The following is a 22631-nucleotide window of genomic DNA, read 5'->3' as shown; positions in this document are numbered from 1 at the left end:
TCCGTCGAATCATGTACTATAAAAGCTAGATGTGAGGAGGGCCATGCATGTTTTCAGAACAAAAGAAACGACCATTCTTCAAGAGAAAAATGGGGATCGTCCTGTTATCTGTCCTTGCTGTCATCATCATTGCAGCATTATCAGGTTTTTTATATGTTAAATCAGCACTCGGACCGGTCGATCAAAAAAGCAAACAAACCATTAATATTCATATTCCAAATGGGACATCTGTCCGCGAAATTGCAGGCATTTTAAAAGAAAATGGGCTCATTTCGAATGACACGATTTTCACTTATTATGCAAAATACAAAAAGGCGTCCGGCTTTAAAGCGGGATATTTCCATTTAAAACAAACAATGGACGCAGACACGCTGATCAAAAAGCTGACATCTGGCGGGACAGATTACGCCTTTCAGCTTGTGATTCCAGAGGGAAGACAGCTGTCTGATATTGCAGCCATTATTGCAAATCAGACGAATTTTTCAGCGAAGGAAGTTGAAGCGAAGCTGGATGATCCTGCTTTTATTCAAACGTTAATGAAAAAATATCCGAAAACCGTGACATCACAGGTGAATGGAAAACAGGTGAAACATCCGTTGGAGGGTTATTTATTCCCTGCTACGTATCCATTTTATCGTGAGGATGAATCGCTCGAAACGATCATTGAAACGATGATTAAACAAACAGATCAATACGTGAAAACGTATGAAAAAGACATGAAAAAGAGAAACATGTCCATACATGATGTGTTAACGATGGCTTCACTGATTGAAATGGAAGCAACAGAAAAGACAGATCGGGCAAAAATCTCAAGTGTATTCTATAACCGGTTGAAAAAGGACATGCCGCTTCAAACTGATCCAACCGTTCTTTATGCACTTGGTGAGCATAAATCCCGCGTGTATTACAAAGACCTAAAAGTGAAATCTCCTTATAACACGTATAACAACAAAGGGCTGCCGCCTGGACCTATTGCAAATGCGGGTGAATCCTCTTGGAAAGCCGCACTGCATCCAGAGAAAACGGATTACGTTTACTTCCTTGCGAAGAAAAATGGAGAAGTCGTATTTACGAAAACGTTAAATGAGCATAATAAAGCAAAAGCGAAATACATCACAGGCAGCAATTAATGGACAAGTGAATCGAAAAAGACTGTAGACAATACGAGATTGCCTGCAGTTTTTTTCGTTGGAATCTCCATTTTATAGGTTCGCAATTGCTACTTCTTTGTGGTAAAATATATCGGGTTGTTTTTACTTAGATGAACGAAAGATTGACGAGAAAGAGAGCTGCAATAGGCAGGACTCTTCTTTTTCAGGTCATGAAGGAGCTAGACAGATAATGACTATCGAAGATGATCGAATAAATGATTATATTGAACATTTAATTCACCCAAGTTCTGATGCAATCGCTCAATTAGAGATCTATGCAAAAGAGCATCATGTACCAATTATGGAAAAGGTGAGCATCGAGCTTTTATTGCAGCTGCTTTCGATGAAACAGCCGAAGAAAATTCTGGAGGTCGGGACAGCGATTGGCTATTCCGCTATTCGAATGGCAACAGCTCTTCCAGATGCTGAGATTTATACGATTGAGCGAAATGCAAAGCGCTATGAAGAAGCAACACGGAACATTGAGGAATTAAAGTTAAAAGAAAGAATACATGTGTTTTTTGGTGATGCGATGGAATCGGCTAAAACGGTCCAAACGATGGCGCCCTATGATGTGATCTTTATTGATGCCGCAAAAGGGCAGTACAAGCGTTTCTTTGAATTGTTTGAACCGATGCTCGCTCACGACGGAATGATTATCACAGACAATGTCTTATTCAAAGGTTTAGTGGCAACGAATTATGAAGAAGAAATTGAAGATAAACGAAAAAAACAATTAATTGGAAAAATTGATCGATACAATCAATGGCTCATGTCAAACCCTGATTTCCAAACGTGCATTATTCCAGTTGGAGACGGGATCGCCATTAGTACAAAAAGAGGTGACCAATCATGAAGAAACCAGAATTGCTTGTGACGCCAAGCAGCGTGTCAGACGTACTGCCATTAATTGAGGCAGGAGCTGATGCATTCTTAATAGGCGAACAAACATACGGTATTCGTCTTGCAGGTGAGTTTTCAAGAGAAGATGTGAAACAAACGGCTCTGCTTGCACATGCCCATCACAAAAAAGTGTATGTAGCGATGAATGCGATTTTTCATAATGACCGCGTGCAGCTGCTTGGAGATTATTTAACCTTTCTCGATTCATTAAGCGTGGACGGCGTCGTCTTTGGAGACCCAGCCGTGATCATGGCAGCAAAGGAAACAGGAGTGAACCTGAATCTTCACTGGAGTACAGAAACGACTGGGACAAACTATTACACTTGTAACTACTGGGGCAGAAAAGGCGCATCGCGTGCTGTTCTTGCAAAAGAGCTGAATATGGACAGTGTGATCGACATCAAAGAAAATGCTGAGGTGGAGATTGAAATTCAAGTCCATGGCATGACATGTATGTTTCAATCGAAACGTACGCTCATCGGCAACTACTTTGAATACCAGGGCAAACAAATGGATGTCGTAGGCAGAAACATGGAGGAAGGGCTATTCCTGCATGACCAAGAGCGTCAAAACAAATATCCTATTTTCGAGGATGCAAACGGAACACATATTATGAGTCCAAATGATGTGTGTATGATTGACGAATTAGAAGAGTTTGTTGACGCAGGCATTGACTCATTTAAAATTGACGGAATTTTAAAGTCACTTTCTTATATGACAGAGGTGACATCACTTTATAGAAAAGCAATTGATTTACTAACGACTGACAAAGACGCGTATGAAGATCAGAAAGAGGACTGGGTGAAGCGGATTGAAGAGATTCAGCCAGTGAATCGTTCGATTGATACAGGGTTCTTCTTTAAAGAAACGGTTTATTAAGATAAGAGGAGGCAGAGGAAATGGCATTATTGAAAGATGGTATTTCTGAAATGATTGATGGGAAACGTGTCATTACAAAAAAACCAGAACTGCTTGCACCCGCAGGTAACTTGGAAAAGCTGAAAATTGCTGTACATTACGGAGCTGACGCTGTTTTTATTGGCGGGAAAGAATTTGGACTTCGCTCAAATGCAGATAACTTTTCAATTGAAGAAATGGCAGAAGGTGTCGCATTTGCAAACAAATATGGCGCACGCATTTATGTGACAACAAATATCTTCGCCCACAATGAAAACATGGACGGGCTGGAGGAATACCTTCAAGGGATCGAAGGCGCTGGAGTAGCAGGCATTATCGTAGCTGATCCACTGATCATTGAAACATGTAAACGTGTTGCACCGAAGCTTGAAGTCCATTTAAGCACACAGCAATCTCTTTCAAATTGGAAAGCTGTTCAGTTTTGGAAGGAAGAAGGGCTTGAGCGTGTGGTGCTCGCACGTGAAACTAGTGCGCTAGAAATTAGAGAAATGAAAGAAAAGGTCGATATTGAAATCGAAACATTCATTCACGGTGCAATGTGTATCGCATACTCTGGCCGCTGCGTGCTCAGTAACCATATGACGGCAAGAGATTCTAACCGCGGAGGCTGCTGTCAGTCCTGCCGCTGGGATTATGATCTTTATAAACTAGAAGGTTCTGAGGAAGCGCCTTTATTTGGTGAGGAAGATGCGCCATTTGCAATGAGTCCAAAAGATTTGAAGCTTGTTGAATCCATTCCTCAAATGATCGAAATGGGAATTGACAGCTTAAAAATCGAAGGACGGATGAAATCCATTCATTATGTTGCCACTGTTGTAAGTGTGTATCGCAAAGTTATTGATGCGTATTGTGCTGATCCAGACAATTTTGTCATTCAGCAGGAATGGTTAGATGAATTAGATAAATGCGCAAACCGTGACACAGCACCAGCCTTTTTCGAAGGCGTACCAGGAACGGATGAACAAATGTTTGGCATCCATGGGAAGAAAACGACATTTGATTTCGCAGGTCTTGTTCTTCATTATGATGAAAAAGAACAAATCGTGACATTGCAGCAGCGTAACTTCTTTAAGCAAGGCGACGAAGTCGAATTCTTCGGTCCAGAGATTGAGAATTTCACATGCAAAATTGAAACGATTTGGGATGAAAAAGGAAATGAACTAGATGCCGCTCGTCATCCGCTGCAAATCGTCAAATTCAAGCTTGATCAAAAAGTATACCCTAGCAACATGATGAGAAAGGGGAAATAACAACCACATGAGGAGTAAACCAGTTGTCATTGGTATTGCTGGCGGCTCGGGTTCAGGTAAAACGAGCGTCACCAATTCAATCTATGAAAAATTTAAAGGACATTCCATCCTCATGCTTCAGCAAGATCTATATTACAAAAATCAAAGTCATATGCCATTTGAAGAGCGCCTGCTCACGAACTATGATCATCCGCTTGCATTCGACAATGACCTGATGTTTGAGCATTTGGAACAGCTCCTAAGATACGAATCCATTGAAAAACCAATATACGATTTTAAACTAAATACACGTTCAGAAGAGACGGTTCATGTTGAGCCGAAGGATGTCATTATCGTTGAAGGTATCTTTGCGCTCGAAGACGAACGTTTGAGAGACTTAATGGATATTAAACTGTATGTTGATACAGATGCAGACCTTCGCATCATCCGCCGCATTTTACGCGATACGAAGGAAAGAGGCCGGTCGATCGATTCTGTGATTGAACAATATGTATCTGTTGTCAGACCGATGCATAATCAATTCATTGAACCGACGAAACGATACGCCGATATCATCATCCCAGAAGGCGGCCAAAACCATGTGGCGATCGACTTAATGGTGACAAAAATTCAAACGATTCTTCAAAACCGAGCAGAGTAAATGGTGGAGAAGAAAAAGACCTTTACATAGTAAAGGTCTTTTCAACATCATCTTACCAAACTCTCACAAAAACTTGTCCTAAGACAGACGTTCCTTATAAAGAGTGATAGTGGCATCGCCACGTGAATGAGCGGTCACTAGCCCATTAGAGCTAACAGAAGCAACACTCTGGTTATCTGTCCAATAACGTGTTGCTGCAGCATTATAGACTGTTATTAGAGCAGCATTCTCGGAAAAAATCTTAAGGGTTTGATATGATAAGAAAACAATGAAGAAAAGAAGAGATGGAGAAATCACTACCACATAGCGAAAGAATAAGTTGAAAAAGTATATTAAAAAAACGACAAACAAATCATCACAAATTTTCAAACAATTCTTGATCAAAATGCAATTTTGTAATAATATAGCATAGACATATCGTACACTGACCATATTATGTATTGGAAGATGGAGAATGGATAAGCTATTCTTCTACATATGATCGAAATGGCCGAACGAGGTACAGGAGCTTCCTGTGCCTTTCCACAGTTTGTGCGATTTTAGACCGCTGCGAGTGGTCCTGTCTAATAAAAGGCATAATAGTTGCATCTAAAAGGGACGCCATGTAAGATGGACTTTTACGAATATGGTACAGAAGGAATGAGGGCCTGAACATGTCCTCATTCTTGTATATTTCAGTCGTCACTCACGTGCAGAAAGTTTGTATGATGAGGATTAATAGAAGGAGTGAATGATTCATGGCACAAGAGAAAGTATTTCCAATGACAGAAGAAGGAAAACGTAAATTAGAAGAAGAGCTTGAATATTTGAAAACGGTTAAACGTAAAGAGGTTGTAGAGCGTATTAAAATCGCTAGAAGTTTTGGAGACCTCTCTGAAAACTCGGAGTATGATTCTGCTAAAGAAGAGCAGGCGTTTGTAGAAGGCCGTATTACAACGCTTGATAATATGATTCGTAATGCTAAAATTATCGAAGATGAAGGAAACTCAAATGTGGTTTCACTTGGTAAAACGGTGACATTCGTTGAATTACCAGACGGGGAAGAAGAGTCTTACACAATTGTTGGAAGTGCAGAAGCTGACCCGTTCGAAGGCAAGATTTCAAACGATTCACCTATTGCAAAAAGCCTTTTAGGTAAACAAGTAGACGACAAAGTAACCGTTCAAACACCTGGCGGAGAAATGTTCGTCCAAATTGTAAAAATTTCATAATCACGTTTATCAGGTAAACACCTCGTCCACAATAGGGACGAGGTGTTTTTATGCGCAAAAAAAGAAGAATTCAATGGACAGGTGCGATTATTTTTATACTATTGCTCGGTCTTCTGATGAGACTGGCAGAAATTCAGCTGTTTTTCACAGAATCGTTTTCAAAGCTTGATATCAATTTAATACAAGAAAGTGTCAAACAGCGAACAGAAGAAGTCGTTATTTCAGACGGGCGCGGTGAGTTTTTAGATCGAAACGGCCAAGCACTTCTTACAAAAGAACAGCCTGCGGTTATCTTATTTCCTTTCCTGCAATATGATCTTCCACGCTTACAGCAAACCGCCTCTATTCTTGAGATGGAAGAGGATGAACTGAAAAAACAGTTAACAGAAACGAAAAAACCTCTCATTTTAAAAGATGACATCACGAAAAAAAAGCTGAAAGACATCAATGATATGAAATATTCAGGTGTGTACGGCGTATATATGAAAGAGAAGGGCAAAAAAAGACTTGCCCTCCACACATTAGGTTTCACAAGCGAAAATCCAGAACTATTGAGAAAGCGTTATCCTGACAAAAAAGAGCTTTCCATACGTACTGAAATCGGCACATTTGGGCTGGAAAGCACCTTTGACGAATTTCTATTACCCGAGCAAGACACAAAATTGTTATATCATGTGGACGGAAGGGGAAACCCTTTGTTCGGTATGGACGTCAAATATACAGCAGAAGCTCATTCCTTTTATCCACTTCAGGTGCAGACAACAATAGATGAAGACATGCAGGCTGAAATGGAGAAGGTGCTCAAAGAACAAGGCGTTGAAAAAGGCGGTGCCGTTCTGCTCGACATTGAAAGCAGCAGTGTACTCGCGATGGCGAGTACCCCAAATGTCACAAGTAAAAACCGGCATGAGGCAAGAAATTACATGCTGACAGCGATTGCTCCAGGCTCAGTCTTTAAAACGGCTGTGCTTGCCGCAGCAATCGAAAAAAACCTTGACCAGCCACAAACCATGTATGACTGTCGAAAGAATTTATATGGAGAGCCTGAAGGAAAACAGGAAGTGCTGAATCTGACGGACAGTTTCTCAGAGAGCTGCAATTATACCTTTGCGACACTTGCTGATAGGCTCATTCAAACAGATGATCAAATCATCGAAAAGACGGCTGCAAAGCTTGGACTCATAGATCGAGCTGGCTGGGAAGGGGATGTCTATCATAAGCAGCACTTCAAACAGTTTGATCGTGAAGAAACAGGCAGTGTGTGGGGAGATAAAAGAGACAAGCATGTCAAAAAAGCCATTGCACAAACCGCAATAGGACAAAAAAATGTGAAAACGACGCCTCTGCAAATCGCGAATATGATGGCTACGATCGCAAGAGGAGGAGAACGAAAAGAAGTGAAAATCGCAGAAAAAGTGCTGTATCAAAACGGAACAACGATGCTGTCCTTTCAAAACAAACGGCCTGAAGGGGGCAGCATAGACCGCTATACAGCTCAAAAGCTGCAAAAATTCTTAAGACAGGTGGTGACCTCTGACAAGGGAACCGGAAGAAGGTTTCAAGATTTGCCATACGATGTAGCGGGAAAATCAGGTACTGCCCAAACCGGCAGTCAAGACAAAAAGGGGAATCCGCTTTATCATAAGTGGTTTGCTGGATACTTTCCGGTAGAAAAACCAAAATACGCCCTTGTTGTTGTTCACCTTGATGAGACAAGTGGCCGGGCTAAGACAAATGATGCGTTTTATGATATTGTAAAAAAGGTCAATGAAATTGAAAAGAAACAGACATAGAACATCCCTTCATGACATGTTAGAATAGTAACGACTTAGGGAACAGAGGCAAAGGAGTGCAGAGATTTTGAGTAGAAATTCTCGATTTGAACATCGTGATAAGCGCAGAAAGGCAAATATGGTGCTTAACATATTAATTGGTATCGTTGTGGTGCTTATTTTGGTTGTCGCATCGAGTTTGTTAATTTTTAATAAGCCGAAAGATCCTGATGTAGCGGATGCACCATCAAAAACGGCACCTGCAACAAGTGAAAATAAACAAAACTCACAAGAAGATGTGAAAGATCCAAAGAAAGACACATCCGATGATTCAGATGCAAAAAAAGACGACTCATCTGATCAAGACGACGATACGAAGAAGACAGATGATGAAGAAAAACCTAATAAAGATGCGTTAAAAGACGCCAAAGAAACAGATGGTGGCAAAACAAGTGACGTCGACAAAACATACGAAAACGATGACTGGGAGCCTGTAGGAACAGAGCAATCCGGTTCACATACAGCAACCTATGATTCCAGCTCAAAAGACTGGAAAGAAATGATCAAAGCCATGTCCTATGCGACAGGAATTTCAGAAGATCAAATGACCGTTCTTTGGTTAGGAAATAACGGAGGTCCTCAAGATGCAAAAGGAACCATCCGTGATAAATCAACAGGTGAACGCTACCGCGTGGAAATTACGTGGGTAGATGAAAAAGGCTGGAAACCTGTGAAGGTTGAAAAATTAAGATAAACACGAAAAAAGATAGCAGATTGTTGACAAAGGGCTAAAATGATGTTTATTTTAGCCCTTTGTCTTCTTTTCAGCGTGATAGAAAACCTTTGCAGTCTAGGAAGGACGAGTACCGGAGCGGAGCGAATTTGACATTCGTGAGCACCGGCACGCAGAACTGACAACGAATGCGAGGGTTTGTCTACACGCTGAGATAGCAGATATGCTATCTTTTTTGTTTAAACATTTGCTTTAAAATGAACAACTGCTGTATACAAAATCCGCTCATCAATCACAGTCGTTTGATGACTGACAGAATGAACAGTCAGCAGAATCGCCTGATTATGTTCAATTTGTTTTTGGATCTTTTGTTCAAGTTCTTTTAAAGATGTTGCTTCAAAAAATTCTATTTTATCCTTTAAAAAATCCAGCTGAAAATCCATTTGATTCACCTCTCTATACTCTTCATTCATCTTAATCTCTCTCCCTCAGAAGGGCAAATGTTTTTCTGTCTCTCCCAGTATTTTTTAGTAGGAAAGAAACAGAAGTTGTGGTAGGATAGGAACTGTTCGACGGAATAAAACATACTATACGCATAGGAATAAATAGATAAAGTGGAGGGAAAGAAAATGGGACGTGAATTTCTTTCTTTATTTGATCATTGGGCTGACTCTTATGACGACACGGTAAGTGGTCATGACGAGCAGTATAAAGAAGTGTTTCGCCGGTATCCGGCTATTTTAAAAGAGATTGTCCGCCTTTCAGGCCAAAATGTTCTTGAGTTTGGAAGCGGTACGGGGAATCTAACAGCGCTGCTCCTTGCAGCTGATAAAAACGTGTTTGGTGTTGAACCATCAGATGCCATGAAGAAAGCGGCTCTTCAAAAAGGACTGCCAGATCTATTTCATGATGGGGATTTTTTATCATTTCCAGCGCCGCCTTTTGAGCCAGATACGATCGTCAGTTCATATGCATTCCACCATTTAACGGATGAAGAAAAAAAACAAGCCATTCACACCTATAGCAACATCCTTCACTCAGATGGTAAAATAGTTTTTGCTGATACAATGTTTCAAAATCAAGCAGCACATCAAGCTCAGATCGACAAAGCGAGAGCCGCAGGGTTCGATCAGCTTGCAGAGGATTTAGAAACGGAATATTATCCATCCATTGATGTGCTAAAGCAAATCTTTGAAGAAGAAGGTTTTAGCACGTCCTTTCATCAAATGAATGATTTTGTTTGGATCGTAGAAGCGAAGAAAAGGGAATGAAAGGATGTTTTTGATTTGAAAATCGCAGTTATAGGTGCAATGGAAGAAGAAGTGACGATTTTAAGAGATCAACTAAAAAAGGCTACACAAGAAAACATCGCTGGGTGTGAATTTACAACAGGTGTTTATGAAGATAAAGAAGTGATTTTATTAAAATCAGGGATTGGAAAAGTAAATGCAGCGGTCAGCACAACATTACTGCTTGACCGCTTTCAGCCAGATTATGTGATCAATACAGGATCTGCTGGCGGTTTCCATCACTCATTAAATGTAGGTGATATTGTCATCTCTACTGATGTGAGACATCATGATGTAGATGTGACCATCTTTGATTACGAATATGGACAAGTGCCGGGACTTCCAGCTGCTTTCATTGCAGATGAAAAGCTTGTGAAGCTGGCAGAAGAATCTGCTTTAGAAATTGATCATATTCAAGTGGCAAAAGGAACGATTGCAACAGGAGATTCGTTTATGAATGATCCGGATCGTGTAGCGTTTGTGAGAGAGAAGTTTCCAGAGCTATATGCGGTGGAAATGGAAGCCGCAGCTGTTGCACAAGTCTGCCAGCTCTTTGGTACGCCATTTGTTGTCGTTCGAGCGCTATCAGATATTGCAGGGAAAGAATCCAATATTTCCTTTGATCAATTCCTTGAGCAAGCAGCGATTCACTCAACCAATCTTGTCTTGCGTATGATAAAGCAAACACAATAAAAGAAGGGGTTCCCCCCCTTCTTTTCCATACAAAGGAAGGGAAATATATGGCTGTCATAAAGGATATTACTGAATTAATTGGCCGCACACCGCTTTTAAAGCTGTCAGGGATTGGCGTCCCAGAAGGCGTTGAGGTGTATGCAAAGCTTGAGATGATGAATCCAGGTGGAAGTATTAAGGATCGTTTAGGTGACATGCTCATCAGAGAAGCATTAGCATCTGGCAAACTGCGTCCAGGCGGAACTATTATTGAAGCCACTGCTGGAAACACAGGAATTGGGCTTGCCCTAAGTGCAAGAAAGCATCAATTGCAGACCATTTTTTGTGTACCAGAACATTTTAGTCAAGAAAAACAACAACTGATGAAGGCGCTCGGTGCAGAGATTATTCATACGCCGAGAAAAGAAGGCATGAAGGGTGCGATTGATCGAGCCCTTGAATTAGAGGCAAGCCTTGACAATGCCTATTGTGTTTTACAATTTAAAAACCAAGTAAATCCATTGACTTACTACAGAACGCTCGGTCCCGAATTATGGTCCGACTTAAAAGGGAATATCGATGTATTCGTGGCGGGAGCAGGATCTGGCGGAACTTTTCAAGGTTGTGCCGCCTATTTAAAAGAGCAGAATCAGTCGTTAAAAACAGTGGTTGTGGAGCCTGAAGGATCAATTTTAAATGGAGGGGACCCGGGTCCGCATAGAACGGAAGGAATTGGCCTTGAATTTATCCCAGATTATATGGAGCAGGCTTTATTTGATGAGATTTACACTGTCAGTGATGATGATGCGTTTCAAATGGTGAAAGAAGCAGCTGAAAAAGAAGGTATTCTCATCGGCAGCTCTTCTGGTTCCGCTTTATATGCCGCTTTAGAGGAAGCAAAGAAAGCAGCACCTGGGACAGTCATTGTCACCATTTTTCCTGACAGCAGTGAGCGATATTTAAGTAAAGGAATTTATGAGGGAGGAAAATAGCATGAAACCAAAAACAATGATGATTCACAGCGGAACAACGGGTGATGAAAGAACAGGCGCCGTGTCTGTGCCGATTTACCAAGTAAGTACTTATAAGCAGCCGAAAGCAGGCGAACATACGGGGTATGAATACTCCAGAACAGCAAATCCAACAAGAACTGCCCTGGAAACAGTCATTCGTGATCTTGAAGGAGGAGCAAGCGGCTACGCATTTGGTTCAGGGATGGCAGCCATTACGGCTGTGATGATGCTGTTTAACAGCGGAGATCATATTGTGCTGACAGATGACGTGTACGGCGGAACCTACCGCGTCATCACAAAGGTGCTAAACCGCATTGGCATTACTGCAACCTTTGTTGACACAAGTGATCCTGAAGCAGTGAAAAAAGCCATTTTACCTGAAACAAAAGCCGTTTACATTGAATCGCCAACCAATCCTTTACTCAAAATGACGGATCTAAAAGCCATCGGCGAATTGACAAAGGAAGCCAACATCTTGATGATTGTCGACAATACATTTTTCACACCGTATTTCCAAAAGCCGATTGAATATGGCGCAGACATTGTCTTGCACAGTGCGACTAAGTATTTAGGCGGCCATAGTGATGTTGTAGGTGGGCTTGTCGTCACAGCGACGAAAGAGCTTGGAGAAGAACTGCACTTTGTTCAAAACTCGACAGGCGGAATTCTTGGACCGCAGGATTCATGGCTTCTCATGAGAGGGATGAAAACGCTTGGACTACGAATGGAAGCACATCAACAAAATGCACAGAAAATCGCTGAGTTTTTAAAGCAACATGCAGCCGTCACACGTGTTTATTATCCAGGTCTCGATACTCACCCTGGACATGAACTTGCGAAAACACAAGCATCCGGCTTCGGCGGCATGATCTCTTTTGATATTGGAAAAGAAGAACATGTCGATGTATTTTTGAGCCAACTTAAGCTGTTTACAATCGCAGAAAGCCTTGGAGCGGTTGAAAGCTTAATTTCTGTCCCTGCCCGGATGACCCATGCGTCCATTCCAAAAGACCGCCGGGAGGAGCTTGGCATCACAGATGGTTTAATTCGTATTTCCGTCGGAATTGAAGATGTGGATGATTTACTACATGATATCAAGCAAGGACTAAGCGCACTGGCGAATGGATAGATTTACATGCTCCTCGCTTTCTCTCACTATGTTAAGCTATGAATAGACATTGATAACTGGAAGGTGAAACAAGTGAAGAAAAAGTGGAGTGATTTAGTGACAGATTACAAGCAGTACGCTTTTATTTTGCTTGCTGTCAGCACCTTTTTATATATTGGTACGATCTTACCGAACCAGCACATCGAAGCATCTCCAAAAATGCTGATGATGGGAATAGATTGTGTTTTCTTATTAGCAGCTTTTGTTTGTGTTAAACGCGCGATTTTCTTTCAAAAGAAACTGCAAGAATTAGATGAAGATTAATTCGAAAGCCTCCTCATTTGCCTGAGGAGGCTTTTTTTATTGTATTGGATAATCGGACAAGAATAACTGTAGAAATTTAGTCAAAAACACAAAATTCATCTATATTACTAAAAACAGGTTTACAAAAGGGTGCTTGCTGGATATACTTACAAAGTAATTAAAAAAACGTAAAGGAGGCTGAAGAATATGTTATTCGTATCTACTTGTGATCAATTCAACCAACAATTTCATCATGTCATCAGCCTGTGGAAGAGTTCGTGTCCTTCCTTTGCCTTATACGGTGCACGCTTCAAAACTGTTTAAGTAAACGAGGATTTCACACGTATCATCCATTGCAGGTTGGAAGACACTGTCTTTTGATCTGCATTTTTGTGTGCCCGCAGGTCAACTGATAAAGAAGATCTGCGGGCTATTTCGCGTGCTGCGAACTGAAGGGAGGTGAGCGTATATGACAATCCATTTATTTTTTATTACTTTGACGATTAAGCGGAAATACAAGGACATTGAGACCGTTCTTTACGAACAAGAAGTCGAAACAATTTATGAAGAAATGAAACAGAAACAACTAAAGTATATGAACTAAAACAGGAAATGAAAAATGTGAAAAGGAGGAGATTGACATGTTTATGATGCTTGCAATGCTTGATTGTTATACGATGGAGAAGGACCAGGTTTAGACACGCTCCACATTGATCACCTGCACATATGATACCGTAAAAGGTGATTGTGAGGTGATCAATGAATGTCGATGTCACCATATATGAGATTTCCGTCTGTGGGGCACGGGTATGCATCTATTCCGCATTCCTTAAAGCACGGATACGGCAATCCATACCGCATGCAAAGAGAGCAAGAGGAAATGCTCAGACGTTATATGTATCAGTACCGGACTTATTGGTATTAAAGAAAAGGAGCAGGAAACCATGACGTTTCCTGCTCCTTTTACGTTAGCAAATCCAGCTTGCACCAATGATGATCAACAAAATGAACAGTACAACAAGCAATGCGAATCCGCCTGCAAAACCGCCACCGTAGCCACCGCAGTAGCCTCCAGAATAACCGCCAAAGCCCATAATCTAGCACCACCTTTATCTAATCAAGATACATTTATAAATTATGCAGCTCATGCAGAAAACGAAATCAATCTGAGCACAAATAATGAAAACGCCTATTCAGGTTAAAAAAATTTTCACTTTCTGCGAAACATTTTCTGAAAAGGAGCGTCTTATAAAAGACAAATAAATTAGGACTAGGTCTTAATTTTTGTTAGGTGAGAGCCGATATGAAAAGTAAGAAAATTTGTAAATAGTTTTATTTACTGGTGAAAAGCAGGTGTTAACATTGATTCAAAGCTGGATTGGAAAACAAATGAGGGAACCAAAAGGCTTGTTCTCAAAATGGGTTGCCCGCTATATGGAAAAAAATCATCATAATATCAATGAATGGACGATTCAACTCTTAAATATACAAGAAAATGACCGAATTTTAGAAATTGGGACTGGAAGAGGCATCACCTTATCAAAGGTAGCTGAAAAACTTGACCGCGGAAAAGTATATGGAGTGGATGCCTCTCGCCATATGATTAAATATGCAAAAAGAAAACATAAGAAGCTTGCGGAACAGGACAAAGCCGTCATTACGCTTGGTAAGGCTGAGCAATTACCTTTTGAAGACAGATCATTCAATAAATTATTTACGGTGCAGACGATCTATTACTTGAAGGATATTGAGCAAGTCATGAAGGAAGTGTACCGCGTCCTTCAAGTGGATGGAGAAGTATTTTTATCTTTCCAAAAGCAGGAGCTGATCAACGAACAAAAACGGTCAACATCTTTTTCATCGTACAGTGAAGAAGAGATCAGCCGTCTGTTTTCAGCATATCACTTTAGAGAAGTCTCGGTTTATCACTATGATACATACATCTGTATCAAAGCCTTAAAATGATGAAAATATTTCCCAGGTAATGAACAAGCACTCAAAAAAGAGGCTCTTCGTCAGAGGAGCCTCTTTGCCTGCAATAAAAAAAGGTTCTTCATCAGAAGAGCCTTTTGTATGTGATATAGGCGCCAGCCAGGTGTGTAAGGAATGATAGTATATATAAGGAATTTGTTTGTCGATTAAGGATACCTGTCTGGCTTATTTCTTATATCGACACCGTTCTGCAAAAGTTTAGCTTTTTTTTCAATATTTTCTTTTTTATTTCGCTGAAAGACACATTTTTCTTTCTCACATAGACATGTGCCTCCCTCTTTTTCACATAATGTGCTGTTTGAAGAAGGAAATTGCTTAAGAAATAGAGAAAATTGTAGAGACTTCATTTTTAAACAAAAGGGAGGAATGAAATCATGTCGGGAAACAAAGGTGTCGTTTATAAAGGAGCAGGAAAAGTAGCAGTTGAGGATATTGGATACCCTGATTTGGTCTTAAAAGACGGCCCGGGTGTACCTAAAGCCAATGTGGGGCGCAAATGTGAGCATGGCGTCATTTTAAAAGTAGTGACGACGAATATTTGCGGAAGTGATCAGCACATGGTGAGAGGGCGTACGACTGCACCTGAAGGACTTGTCCTTGGTCATGAAATTACAGGTGAAGTCGTGGAAGTTGGGCGAGATGTGGAGTTTATTCAAAAAGGAGATCTCGTGTCCGTTCCGTTTAATATTGCATGCGGACGCTGCGTCATGTGTAAGGAACAAAAAACCCATGTGTGCTTAAATGTAAACCCGGACCGCCCAGGCTCTGCCTATGGATATGTAGATATGGGCGGATGGGTTGGCGGCCAATCCGAGTATGTCATGGTTCCATATGCAGATTTTCAACTGCTCAAATTTCCAGACAAAGATCAAGCGATGGAAAAAATACTTGATCTCACGATGCTTTCCGATATTTTCCCGACAGGTTTTCATGGTGCTTATACGGCTGGAGTAAAGCCTGGTTCGACCGTATATATTGCAGGTGCTGGGCCAGTAGGTCTTGCAGCAGCACATTCGGCTCAGCTTCTTGGCGCATCTGCTGTGATTGTTGGAGATCTGAATGAGCAAAGACTGGAACAGGCAAGAAGCTTCGGCTGTGAGACGATCAATCTACGAAAACATGATCGAATCGGCGAACAAATTACGAATATTTTAGGGGAGCCAGAAGTTGATTGTGCCGTCGATTGTGTCGGCTTTGAAGCTTCGGGTCATGGAGACCAGGGAGAAGCACCAGCAACTGTTTTAAATACGATTATGGATATTACTAAAGTTGGCGGCAAGCTTGGAATTCCAGGGCTTTATGTCACAGAAGATCCAGGAGCAGTGGATGCCGATGCAAAAGTCGGTTCTCTGAAAGTGCGAATTGGACTTGGCTGGGCGAAAGCTCATACCTTTGTGACAGGTCAAACCCCTGTTATGCAATATCATCGCAGTCTAATGAAATCCATTTTAAGCGGCAGAGCACAGATCGCTAAAGCCGTCAATGCGACCGTCATTGACCTTGATCAAGCCCCTAAAGGATATAGTGACTTTGATTCGGGTGTGGCGAAGAAATTTGTCATTGACCCGCACGGGATGCTTTCTCGATAATTTTTAACATGAAAGGAGCCGCTCAATAAAATGGGACGGCTCTTTATTGTGGAAAATCACATAGAATATACAAATCCATTTCAAGGGGGAGGAATTAGATGAATTCAGATCAAGCCAAAAGAAGGGTTGTAGAACAATTTGGGAGAAATGCAGAAAAGTATGTGACGAGTCAAACTCATGCAAAGGGAGCAGACCTGGATCTAATTGTTGAATGGACAGCTCCAAAAGAAAGCTGGACCGTCCTCGATATAGCAACTGGTGGCGGGCATACCGCAAAAGCATTGGCTCCATATGTGAATCAAGTATTTGCGACGGATTTAACGAAAGAGATGCTTTCGCATACATCACTTCATTTAAAAGCGTATCCACAAATTTTTTATGTAGTAGCGGATGCAGAAAGCCTTCCTTTTTTAGATGGCACATTTGATATGGTCACATGCCGAATTGCAGCACACCATTTCCCGCACCCTGAACAGTTTGCCAAAGAGGCATCTCGCGTATTAAAGTCAAATGGTCTGTTTTTCTTTATTGATAATGTTTCGCCAAATGATGAAGAGCTTGCACTATTTATCAATGAGCTGGAAAGATTGAGAGACCCAAGTCATGTGTCCTGTCTATCTACAGAACAATGGCGGGAATTGTTTTATAAAGAGGGAATAAAAGAAGTAAGATCAATGGAACGAAAAAAACGTTACCCTTTTCAAGAATGGGTCAAGCGAACAACGAAAACTTTAAAGGAAGAAGAGATCGTTACAAAATACATGTTAGATGCTAACGAGAAAATAAAGCAATATTATAGATTGAACATGACAGAGGATCAAATAGAATCAATAGAGGTGGATGACTGGATTGCTCTTTTCAGGAAAGGGTAAAAGTAAATCATTCATACGAGTCATTGAAAGGAATTAATCATATGCTACATTTTAAAGGGAAAACCGTCATCATCACAGGCGCAGCCAATGGTATTGGTGAAGCGATCGCCTGCGGTTATGCAAAAGAAGGGGCGCGTGTGGTGCTTGCGGATATAGATGAAGAGAAGGGGAAGCGTTTGGAGGAGCAGCTGAGAAAAGAGTCCTTTGAAGTTTATTTCATTAAAACAGATGTGAAACAGGAGAAGGATATTCAACGCTTAATGTCGTTTGCGGTGGAGCACTGCAAAACAATTGATATTCTCATTAATAATGCCGGCGTCATGTGCACAGCATCGCCTTATGAGTTAACGGTCGATGAGTGGGATCATGTGCTGCATACAAATGTAAGAGGGACTTTTTTATGCGCTAGAGAAGCAGCACGTTATATCAAAGAGAATCCAAACGGCGGTTCCATTGTGAACATTTCATCTACCCGTGCGACCATGTCAGAGCCTCATACAGAAGCATATGCTGCATCAAAAGGCGGCATTTCCGCGCTTACTCATGCCTTGGCAGTTTCTTTTAGTCAGGATCACATTACGGTAAATAGCATTTCCCCTGGATGGATTGAAACGAAAGATGAGAAAAGTCTTCGAGAAATTGACCATCAGCAGCATCCTTCCAATCGAGTCGGCACGCCAAAGGATATTGTGAAAGCCTGTTTTTATTTAACAGATGAAGACAATCAATTTGTGACCGGCACAGATTTGGTCGTAGATGGCGGCATGACTAGAAAAATGATATATGCGGATTAACATGAAAAAAACATTGACGCTTTGATCGAGGCGCAGTACAATATGTAACAATTCAGCTGAAGATCGTGATGAAAAAAAGACACAGCGCAAATAGAGAAGAGTACATCAAAGCTGCCCCACACAGAGAACTCCGTGAAGCTGAGAAGGAGCTGGGAAGCATGATGGAACCAAGCTTCTTAGCTCTGCACCGGATTCCCTAGGATGGTGGTGCAGCGAACTTCTCCCGTTACAGAGAAGGGTGAATGATCACCCGCTAAGGTTCATCTGGCAACAGATGAATGAACTGAGGTGGCAACGCGGAGTAAATCCCGTCCTCAAGACAGACATGTCTTGGGGGCGGGATTTTTTTATGACAAATAGGGGGGACAATGATGAAAAAACATTGGCGGGATATGAGTATTTTACTTGGAGCTATCGGGATTGCGAACATAGGAGAATGGATTTATATGATTGCCCTCCATCTGCTTATTTTTCAAGAAACGGGCTCTGTACTTGCTGTAACAGCAGTTTATTTGCTAAGACCGGCTGCTGCTCTTTTGACCAATAGCTGGTCCGGCAGTTTGATTGAGAGGCTGAATCAGCGGAAAGTGATGATCAGTTTAGATATTACCCGTGCTCTGCTCATTGCATGCATCCCTTTTGCCTTATTTTCAGGACATCTGTTCATTCTGTATGTCATGGTGTTTTTCATACAGATGGCACAAGCGATGTTTCATCCAGCGTCGATGGTGTATATGACAGGACTCATCCCGGCGGATAACCGAAAACGGTTTAATGCCATTCGCTCTTTATTACAATCCGGTGGATTTTTACTTGGGCCCGCAGCAGCAGGTCTGCTCTTTCTCATTGGGACTCCTGTTCTTTCAATTTATGTAAATGCCATCTGCCTGTTGATATCTGCTCTGTTAACGATGTGTTTACCGAATTTGCTCAAAACAGATACTGCCCAAAAGCGGTTTTCCCTTTCAATGTTAAAAGAGGATGCAAAGCTTGTTCTGCGTTTTAGTCTGACGTCACGCCAGATCATGACGGTATATTTATTATTTAGTGCGGCGATAACGGTCCTTCCTACGGCCATAGACTCACTTGAAACAGCCTTTGCAAAAGAAGTATTGATGCTGACTGATACAGAATACGGCCTTCTTGTCAGTATAGCTGGAGCGGGTATCATTGCAGGGGCAAGTCTTAATTCGGTCATTGTTGAAAGGCTGTCAGTTTCGCTGATGCTTGGAATCGGCAGTTTGTTTGTGGCGTTTGGCTATCTTATTTATGCATTTTCCAGCAGTCTAGTTGCAGCCTCCGGTGGATTTTTTATATTAGCCTTCTTTTTAGCATTTGCGAACACAGGATTTATGACGTTCTATCAAACGAATATTCCTGTAGAGGTGATGGGGAGGGTAGCCAGCTTTTATGCTTTGGTTGAAGCTATTCTAACGATGACCATGACAGGAATATTTGGCGGACTCGCTCATATTTTATCGATCAGAATCTCCGTCATCATTGGGTGTATATGTATGCTTCTTATCTGTCTATTGTTATGTTTTGTCATCTTTCGTCCATTGACTGTCAAAAAAATAGTGCATCCTACTTAGAAAATTAAAAAAATTATGTTATCATTATTTAAGTAAGTTAATTAAATTGATGAGAAAAGGAGTCTTACAAATGAAAGCACTACGCTGGCACGATCAAAAGGACATTCGACTAGAGGAAATTGATGAACCAACAGTTGCTCCAGGAAAAGTGAAACTGAAAGTAAAATGGTGCGGCATTTGCGGTAGTGATTTACATGAATATTTAGGCGGACCGATCTTCATTCCTGTGAATGAACCTCATCCACTTACAAAAGAAAAAGCACCAATTACACTGGGACACGAGTTCTCTGGTGAAGTTGTAGAAGTAGGAGAAGGCGTGAGCAATTACAAAGTAGGCGACCGAGTGGTTGTTGAACCTATTTTTGCAACTCACGGACATCAAGGTGCTTATAACTTAGATGAAAACATGGGCTTTTTAGGACTTGCCGGAGGCGGCGGTGGATTCTCTGAATATGTATCAGTCGATGAAGAATTACTTCATTTATTACCAGACGAAATCTCATATGAGCAAGGCGCGCTTGTCGAGCCTTCTGCGGTTGCTTTATATGCGGTTCGTTCTAGTAAAGTACAAGCTGGGGATACAGCGGCTGTGTTTGGCTGCGGACCAATTGGTTTACTTGTCATTGAAGCATTAAAAGCAGCTGGTGCTACTGATATTTATGCAGTTGAATTATCAAAAGAACGTCAAGAGAAAGCAAAAGAGCTTGGAGCGATCATTGTTGATCCTTCTCAGTATGAAGATGTTGTTCAAGAAATTGCTAGCCGCACAAACGGTGGCGTCGATGTTTCTTTTGAAGTGACAGGTGTACCTGTTGTATTGAAGCAAGCAATCCAATCAACTAGAATTTCAGGCGAAACAGTCATTGTAAGCATTTGGGAAAAAGGCGCTGAAATTATGCCGAATGACATTGTCATTAAAGAACGTACAGTAAAAGGAATTATCGGCTACAGAGACGTATTCCCATCTGTATTAAACTTAATGAGAAAAGGCTATTTCTCTGCAGATACACTCGTCACGAAAAAAATCAAGCTGGACGATGTGATCGAGGATGGCTTCCATGCATTAATCAATGAAAAAGATCAAGTGAAAATTTTAGTCAGTGCTGAATAAGTAAGATAACAAAGAGGATGGCATAAGCCGTTCTCTTTTTTTATGTATTCAGATCTTTTTCATAAAGGGAGCTGCGGTTGAATAGTGATAAGTGAAAAGATGTTTTTGATAAGGGAGATGACATCATGTTTTATCACATCAAAGAATTGCAATATGAAGCAAAGCCCTCAAAGCCTGATCCGGTGTATGCAAAGAAATTACAAGAAGTATTAGGCGGTCAATATGGTGAAATCAGTGTAATGATGCAATATTTATTTCAAGGCTTTAATTGCCGGGCAGACCAAAAATATAGAGATCTGTTATTTGATGTTGGAACCGAGGAAATTGGTCATGTCGAAATGCTGGCAACGATGATCGCACGTTTATTAGATAATGCACCCGTCAAAGACCAAGAACAGGCGTATCAAAGTGATCCAGCACTTGCGGCTGTTATGGGCGGAATGAACCCGCAGCATGCAATTGTTGCCGGTTTAGGGGCAATGGCAGCGGATAGTCAAGGATACCCGTGGAATGCCAAATACATCATTTCAAGCGGAAATTTAATGGCGGATTTCAGAGCCAATTTAAATGCAGAGGCCCAGGGCCGTCTTCAGGTCACAAGACTTTACGAAATGACAGATGACCGCGGCGTCAAAGATATGCTCTCCTTCCTCATTGCTCGTGATACATATCATCAAAATATGTGGCTTGCTGCAATTAAAGAATTAGAAGAGCGAGAAGGGGATGTCGTCGTACCAACCACCTTCCCTCGTTCATTAGAAAAACAGCAAGTATCTTATGACTTGTTTAATTTCTCAAGAGGGGAAGAAAGTAAGCAAGGCAGATGGGCACATGGCCGCAGCATGGATGGAAAAGGAGAGTTCAGATACATTTCTGCACCTGTCGTTTTCGGCTCTGCACCAAAGCTCAAACCCGCACCAAAAGAACTGTTTAACACACCAAAAAAGGGTGAATAAAAAAAGTCGATCAGGTTTTTGTGCCTGATCGACTTTTTAACGTCCGAGAGTTCTTCCGTATACGCTGACACGTTTCTCTAATAATGCAAAGGCTAATTCAAAAACAATGCTCAGCAGCCAATAGATCAAAGCAGAGACGAGATAAGTTTCTAAAAACTGATAGCCGTCATTTGCAATGATCCGGGAAATACCCATGATTTCGAGTACCCCAATTGTAAACGCAAGAGATGTCGCTTTTAATAACTGAACGAGCTGATTGCCTAGGTTTGGTAAGGCCACAACAAATGCCTGCGGCAAAATAATGCGTATCATCGCCTGACGTGTGGTCATGCCTACAATTTTTGCCGCTTCAAGCTGCCCTTTGTCTACTGCCAGAAGTGCACTTCGGACCACCTCTGTTAAATGAGCGGCTGAATGCAGGCTGAAGGTAATAAGAGCCACAGCTAAAGGGGAGACCATATCCGGATGAAAGGTCAGTCCGAATGTGCCGTTCATACTGGTTAGAAGAAAAGGGAGTCCATAAAAGAAAGCGAACAGTTGAACAATAAGCGGCGTTCCTCTAAAAAAGGAGACGTAGAGCGTAACAAGCTGTCTAAGTACAGGGATGCGAAAGAGGCGAATGAAAGCAAAAACAGATCCGATCACAAGACTTACAGCCATGGAAACAAGAGCAATTAATAAGGTGAAAGGAACACCTTTTAGAATATGTGGTACTTGGTCAATCGCAAATGGAATATCAATGGTTTGCATCAAATCGCCTCC

At 41.4% G+C, this 22631-nt stretch carries 24 protein-coding genes, 2 pseudogenes and 1 other annotated feature; of the genes and pseudogenes, 22 read left to right on the top strand and 4 right to left on the bottom strand.

What is annotated here, in order from left to right; translation table 11 throughout:
* Positions 1–47 precede the first annotated feature (47 nt).
* The 5 genes from mltG to udk all read left to right on the top strand — a co-directional run bounded on the left by mltG (position 48) and on the right by udk (position 4862).
* Complete coding sequence (mltG, locus tag MHI08_RS12165) at positions 48–1130, top strand: endolytic transglycosylase MltG (RefSeq protein WP_025092416.1); 1083 nt, start codon at positions 48–50, stop codon at positions 1128–1130.
* 211 nt (positions 1131–1341) lie between these two features.
* Complete coding sequence (locus MHI08_RS12160) at positions 1342–2007, top strand: O-methyltransferase (protein ID WP_133744244.1); 666 nt, start codon at positions 1342–1344, stop codon at positions 2005–2007.
* Entirely contained in the window at positions 2004–2933 is a 930-nt protein-coding gene (locus MHI08_RS12155; protein ID WP_034622436.1) for a peptidase U32 family protein, read from the top strand. The genes MHI08_RS12160 and MHI08_RS12155 overlap by 4 nt, the downstream gene beginning before the upstream one ends.
* A 20-nt stretch (positions 2934–2953) precedes the next feature.
* Positions 2954–4222 carry a U32 family peptidase gene (locus MHI08_RS12150; RefSeq protein WP_024423107.1) on the top strand — a complete coding sequence of 423 codons (1269 nt, stop codon included), beginning with the start codon at positions 2954–2956 and terminating at the stop codon, positions 4220–4222.
* 7 nt (positions 4223–4229) lie between these two features.
* Entirely contained in the window at positions 4230–4862 is a 633-nt protein-coding gene (gene udk / locus MHI08_RS12145; protein ID WP_024423106.1) for a uridine kinase, read from the top strand.
* Positions 4863–4914: 52 nt separating this feature from the next.
* On the opposite strand, the pseudogene MHI08_RS12140 reads toward udk, so the two are convergent.
* Positions 4915–5075: pseudogene (locus MHI08_RS12140) on the bottom strand (Ig-like domain-containing protein); the annotation flags it as partial.
* Between the two features lie 524 nt (positions 5076–5599).
* Between MHI08_RS12140 and greA the strand changes: the two are divergent.
* The 3 genes from greA to MHI08_RS12125 all read left to right on the top strand — a co-directional run bounded on the left by greA (position 5600) and on the right by MHI08_RS12125 (position 8599).
* Entirely contained in the window at positions 5600–6073 is a 474-nt protein-coding gene (gene greA, locus MHI08_RS12135) for a transcription elongation factor GreA (RefSeq protein ID WP_008358505.1), read from the top strand.
* Between the two features lie 50 nt (positions 6074–6123).
* A complete protein-coding gene (locus MHI08_RS12130; RefSeq protein ID WP_342499656.1) occupies positions 6124–7866 on the top strand; it encodes a penicillin-binding protein 2 in 1743 nt (580 codons plus the stop codon).
* Between the two features lie 67 nt (positions 7867–7933).
* Positions 7934–8599 (top strand): YrrS family protein, encoded by a 666-nt coding sequence (locus tag MHI08_RS12125; RefSeq protein WP_342499655.1) that lies wholly within the window; start codon positions 7934–7936, stop codon positions 8597–8599.
* Positions 8600–8817: 218 nt separating this feature from the next.
* Here MHI08_RS12125 and MHI08_RS12120 read toward each other — a convergent pair whose 3' ends face one another.
* A complete protein-coding gene (locus tag MHI08_RS12120) occupies positions 8818–9021 on the bottom strand; it encodes a YrzA family protein (protein ID WP_024423103.1) in 204 nt (67 codons plus the stop codon).
* A 186-nt stretch (positions 9022–9207) separates the two neighbouring features.
* Here MHI08_RS12120 and MHI08_RS12115 point away from each other — a divergent pair, with 186 nt between their 5' ends.
* From MHI08_RS12115 to MHI08_RS12085, 7 genes are all read left to right on the top strand, one after another.
* Complete coding sequence (locus tag MHI08_RS12115; RefSeq protein ID WP_024423102.1) at positions 9208–9849, top strand: class I SAM-dependent methyltransferase; 642 nt, start codon at positions 9208–9210, stop codon at positions 9847–9849.
* Positions 9850–9864: 15 nt separating this feature from the next.
* The gene (gene mtnN, locus MHI08_RS12110) at positions 9865–10560 is read left to right on the top strand and encodes a 5'-methylthioadenosine/S-adenosylhomocysteine nucleosidase (protein WP_342499654.1); all 696 of its coding nucleotides are present in this window, start codon (positions 9865–9867) and stop codon (positions 10558–10560) included.
* Positions 10561–10607: 47 nt separating this feature from the next.
* Complete coding sequence (locus MHI08_RS12105; RefSeq protein ID WP_103131907.1) at positions 10608–11531, top strand: cysteine synthase family protein; 924 nt, start codon at positions 10608–10610, stop codon at positions 11529–11531.
* Position 11532: 1 nt separating this feature from the next.
* Positions 11533–12681, top strand: a complete 1149-nt coding sequence (locus tag MHI08_RS12100) for a bifunctional cystathionine gamma-lyase/homocysteine desulfhydrase (RefSeq protein WP_024423100.1) — start codon at positions 11533–11535, stop codon at positions 12679–12681.
* Between the two features lie 72 nt (positions 12682–12753).
* Positions 12754–12984 (top strand): YrhC family protein, encoded by a 231-nt coding sequence (locus MHI08_RS12095; RefSeq protein ID WP_034279976.1) that lies wholly within the window; start codon positions 12754–12756, stop codon positions 12982–12984.
* Positions 12985–13432: 448 nt separating this feature from the next.
* Complete coding sequence (locus tag MHI08_RS12090) at positions 13433–13567, top strand: YrzI family small protein (RefSeq protein WP_065214597.1); 135 nt, start codon at positions 13433–13435, stop codon at positions 13565–13567.
* 165 nt (positions 13568–13732) lie between these two features.
* Positions 13733–13888, top strand: a complete 156-nt coding sequence (locus tag MHI08_RS12085; RefSeq protein ID WP_223251019.1) for a hypothetical protein — start codon at positions 13733–13735, stop codon at positions 13886–13888.
* A 43-nt stretch (positions 13889–13931) separates the two neighbouring features.
* On the opposite strand, the pseudogene MHI08_RS12080 reads toward MHI08_RS12085, so the two are convergent.
* Positions 13932–14006 (bottom strand): annotated as a pseudogene (locus MHI08_RS12080) (YjcZ family sporulation protein); the annotation flags it as partial.
* A gap of 319 nt (positions 14007–14325) precedes the next feature.
* On the opposite strand from MHI08_RS12080, the gene MHI08_RS12075 reads away from it, so the two are divergent.
* From MHI08_RS12075 to MHI08_RS12045, 7 genes are all read left to right on the top strand, one after another.
* A complete protein-coding gene (locus tag MHI08_RS12075) occupies positions 14326–14928 on the top strand; it encodes a methyltransferase domain-containing protein (RefSeq protein ID WP_024427897.1) in 603 nt (200 codons plus the stop codon).
* Positions 14929–15329: 401 nt separating this feature from the next.
* A complete protein-coding gene (fdhA, locus tag MHI08_RS12070; RefSeq protein WP_024423097.1) occupies positions 15330–16544 on the top strand; it encodes a formaldehyde dehydrogenase, glutathione-independent in 1215 nt (404 codons plus the stop codon).
* 98 nt (positions 16545–16642) lie between these two features.
* On the top strand, positions 16643–17416 hold the full coding sequence (locus MHI08_RS12065) for a methyltransferase domain-containing protein (RefSeq protein WP_342499653.1): 774 nt from the start codon (positions 16643–16645) through the stop codon (positions 17414–17416).
* A 41-nt stretch (positions 17417–17457) separates the two neighbouring features.
* Positions 17458–18210 (top strand): glucose 1-dehydrogenase, encoded by a 753-nt coding sequence (locus MHI08_RS12060; RefSeq protein ID WP_342499652.1) that lies wholly within the window; start codon positions 17458–17460, stop codon positions 18208–18210.
* Positions 18211–18288: 78 nt separating this feature from the next.
* Positions 18289–18529, top strand: a binding site (T-box leader).
* Positions 18530–18581: 52 nt separating this feature from the next.
* Positions 18582–19802 (top strand): MFS transporter, encoded by a 1221-nt coding sequence (locus tag MHI08_RS12055; protein WP_342499651.1) that lies wholly within the window; start codon positions 18582–18584, stop codon positions 19800–19802.
* Between the two features lie 70 nt (positions 19803–19872).
* On the top strand, positions 19873–20913 hold the full coding sequence (locus MHI08_RS12050) for a 2,3-butanediol dehydrogenase (RefSeq protein ID WP_025092841.1): 1041 nt from the start codon (positions 19873–19875) through the stop codon (positions 20911–20913).
* Positions 20914–21038: 125 nt separating this feature from the next.
* Positions 21039–21869 carry a manganese catalase family protein gene (locus MHI08_RS12045; protein WP_034622807.1) on the top strand — a complete coding sequence of 277 codons (831 nt, stop codon included), beginning with the start codon at positions 21039–21041 and terminating at the stop codon, positions 21867–21869.
* A 36-nt stretch (positions 21870–21905) separates the two neighbouring features.
* Here the strand turns inward: MHI08_RS12045 and MHI08_RS12040 are convergent, their stop codons facing one another.
* Complete coding sequence (locus MHI08_RS12040) at positions 21906–22619, bottom strand: amino acid ABC transporter permease (RefSeq protein ID WP_025092843.1); 714 nt, start codon at positions 22617–22619, stop codon at positions 21906–21908.
* Between the last annotated feature and the right edge of the window lie 12 nt (positions 22620–22631).

This window comes from Bacillus sp. FSL M7-0791 (assembly GCF_038627085.1).
GTDB classification, from domain to species: domain Bacteria; phylum Bacillota; class Bacilli; order Bacillales; family Bacillaceae; genus Bacillus; species Bacillus safensis.
Note: the sequence above shows the minus strand (reverse complement) of the source record. Positions and strands in the feature narration are given on the sequence as shown.

What these genes read in the sequence shown, in the direction of transcription:
- mltG (WP_025092416.1), top strand. Translation starts at nt 48, where the DNA reads ATGTTTTCAGAACAAAAGAAACGACCATTCTTCAAGAGAAAAATGGGG.
- MHI08_RS12160 (WP_133744244.1), top strand. Translation starts at nt 1,342, where the DNA reads ATGACTATCGAAGATGATCGAATAAATGATTATATTGAACATTTAATT.
- MHI08_RS12155 (WP_034622436.1), top strand. Translation starts at nt 2,004, where the DNA reads ATGAAGAAACCAGAATTGCTTGTGACGCCAAGCAGCGTGTCAGACGTA.
- MHI08_RS12150 (WP_024423107.1), top strand. Translation starts at nt 2,954, where the DNA reads ATGGCATTATTGAAAGATGGTATTTCTGAAATGATTGATGGGAAACGT.
- udk (WP_024423106.1), top strand. Translation starts at nt 4,230, where the DNA reads ATGAGGAGTAAACCAGTTGTCATTGGTATTGCTGGCGGCTCGGGTTCA.
- greA (WP_008358505.1), top strand. Translation starts at nt 5,600, where the DNA reads ATGGCACAAGAGAAAGTATTTCCAATGACAGAAGAAGGAAAACGTAAA.
- MHI08_RS12130 (WP_342499656.1), top strand. Translation starts at nt 6,124, where the DNA reads ATGCGCAAAAAAAGAAGAATTCAATGGACAGGTGCGATTATTTTTATA.
- MHI08_RS12120 (WP_024423103.1), bottom strand. Translation starts at nt 9,021, where the DNA reads ATGGATTTTCAGCTGGATTTTTTAAAGGATAAAATAGAATTTTTTGAA.
- MHI08_RS12115 (WP_024423102.1), top strand. Translation starts at nt 9,208, where the DNA reads ATGGGACGTGAATTTCTTTCTTTATTTGATCATTGGGCTGACTCTTAT.
- MHI08_RS12105 (WP_103131907.1), top strand. Translation starts at nt 10,608, where the DNA reads ATGGCTGTCATAAAGGATATTACTGAATTAATTGGCCGCACACCGCTT.
- MHI08_RS12100 (WP_024423100.1), top strand. Translation starts at nt 11,533, where the DNA reads ATGAAACCAAAAACAATGATGATTCACAGCGGAACAACGGGTGATGAA.
- MHI08_RS12090 (WP_065214597.1), top strand. Translation starts at nt 13,433, where the DNA reads ATGACAATCCATTTATTTTTTATTACTTTGACGATTAAGCGGAAATAC.
- MHI08_RS12085 (WP_223251019.1), top strand. Translation starts at nt 13,733, where the DNA reads ATGTCACCATATATGAGATTTCCGTCTGTGGGGCACGGGTATGCATCT.
- fdhA (WP_024423097.1), top strand. Translation starts at nt 15,330, where the DNA reads ATGTCGGGAAACAAAGGTGTCGTTTATAAAGGAGCAGGAAAAGTAGCA.
- MHI08_RS12065 (WP_342499653.1), top strand. Translation starts at nt 16,643, where the DNA reads ATGAATTCAGATCAAGCCAAAAGAAGGGTTGTAGAACAATTTGGGAGA.
- MHI08_RS12060 (WP_342499652.1), top strand. Translation starts at nt 17,458, where the DNA reads ATGCTACATTTTAAAGGGAAAACCGTCATCATCACAGGCGCAGCCAAT.
- MHI08_RS12055 (WP_342499651.1), top strand. Translation starts at nt 18,582, where the DNA reads ATGAAAAAACATTGGCGGGATATGAGTATTTTACTTGGAGCTATCGGG.
- MHI08_RS12050 (WP_025092841.1), top strand. Translation starts at nt 19,873, where the DNA reads ATGAAAGCACTACGCTGGCACGATCAAAAGGACATTCGACTAGAGGAA.
- MHI08_RS12045 (WP_034622807.1), top strand. Translation starts at nt 21,039, where the DNA reads ATGTTTTATCACATCAAAGAATTGCAATATGAAGCAAAGCCCTCAAAG.
- MHI08_RS12040 (WP_025092843.1), bottom strand. Translation starts at nt 22,619, where the DNA reads ATGCAAACCATTGATATTCCATTTGCGATTGACCAAGTACCACATATT.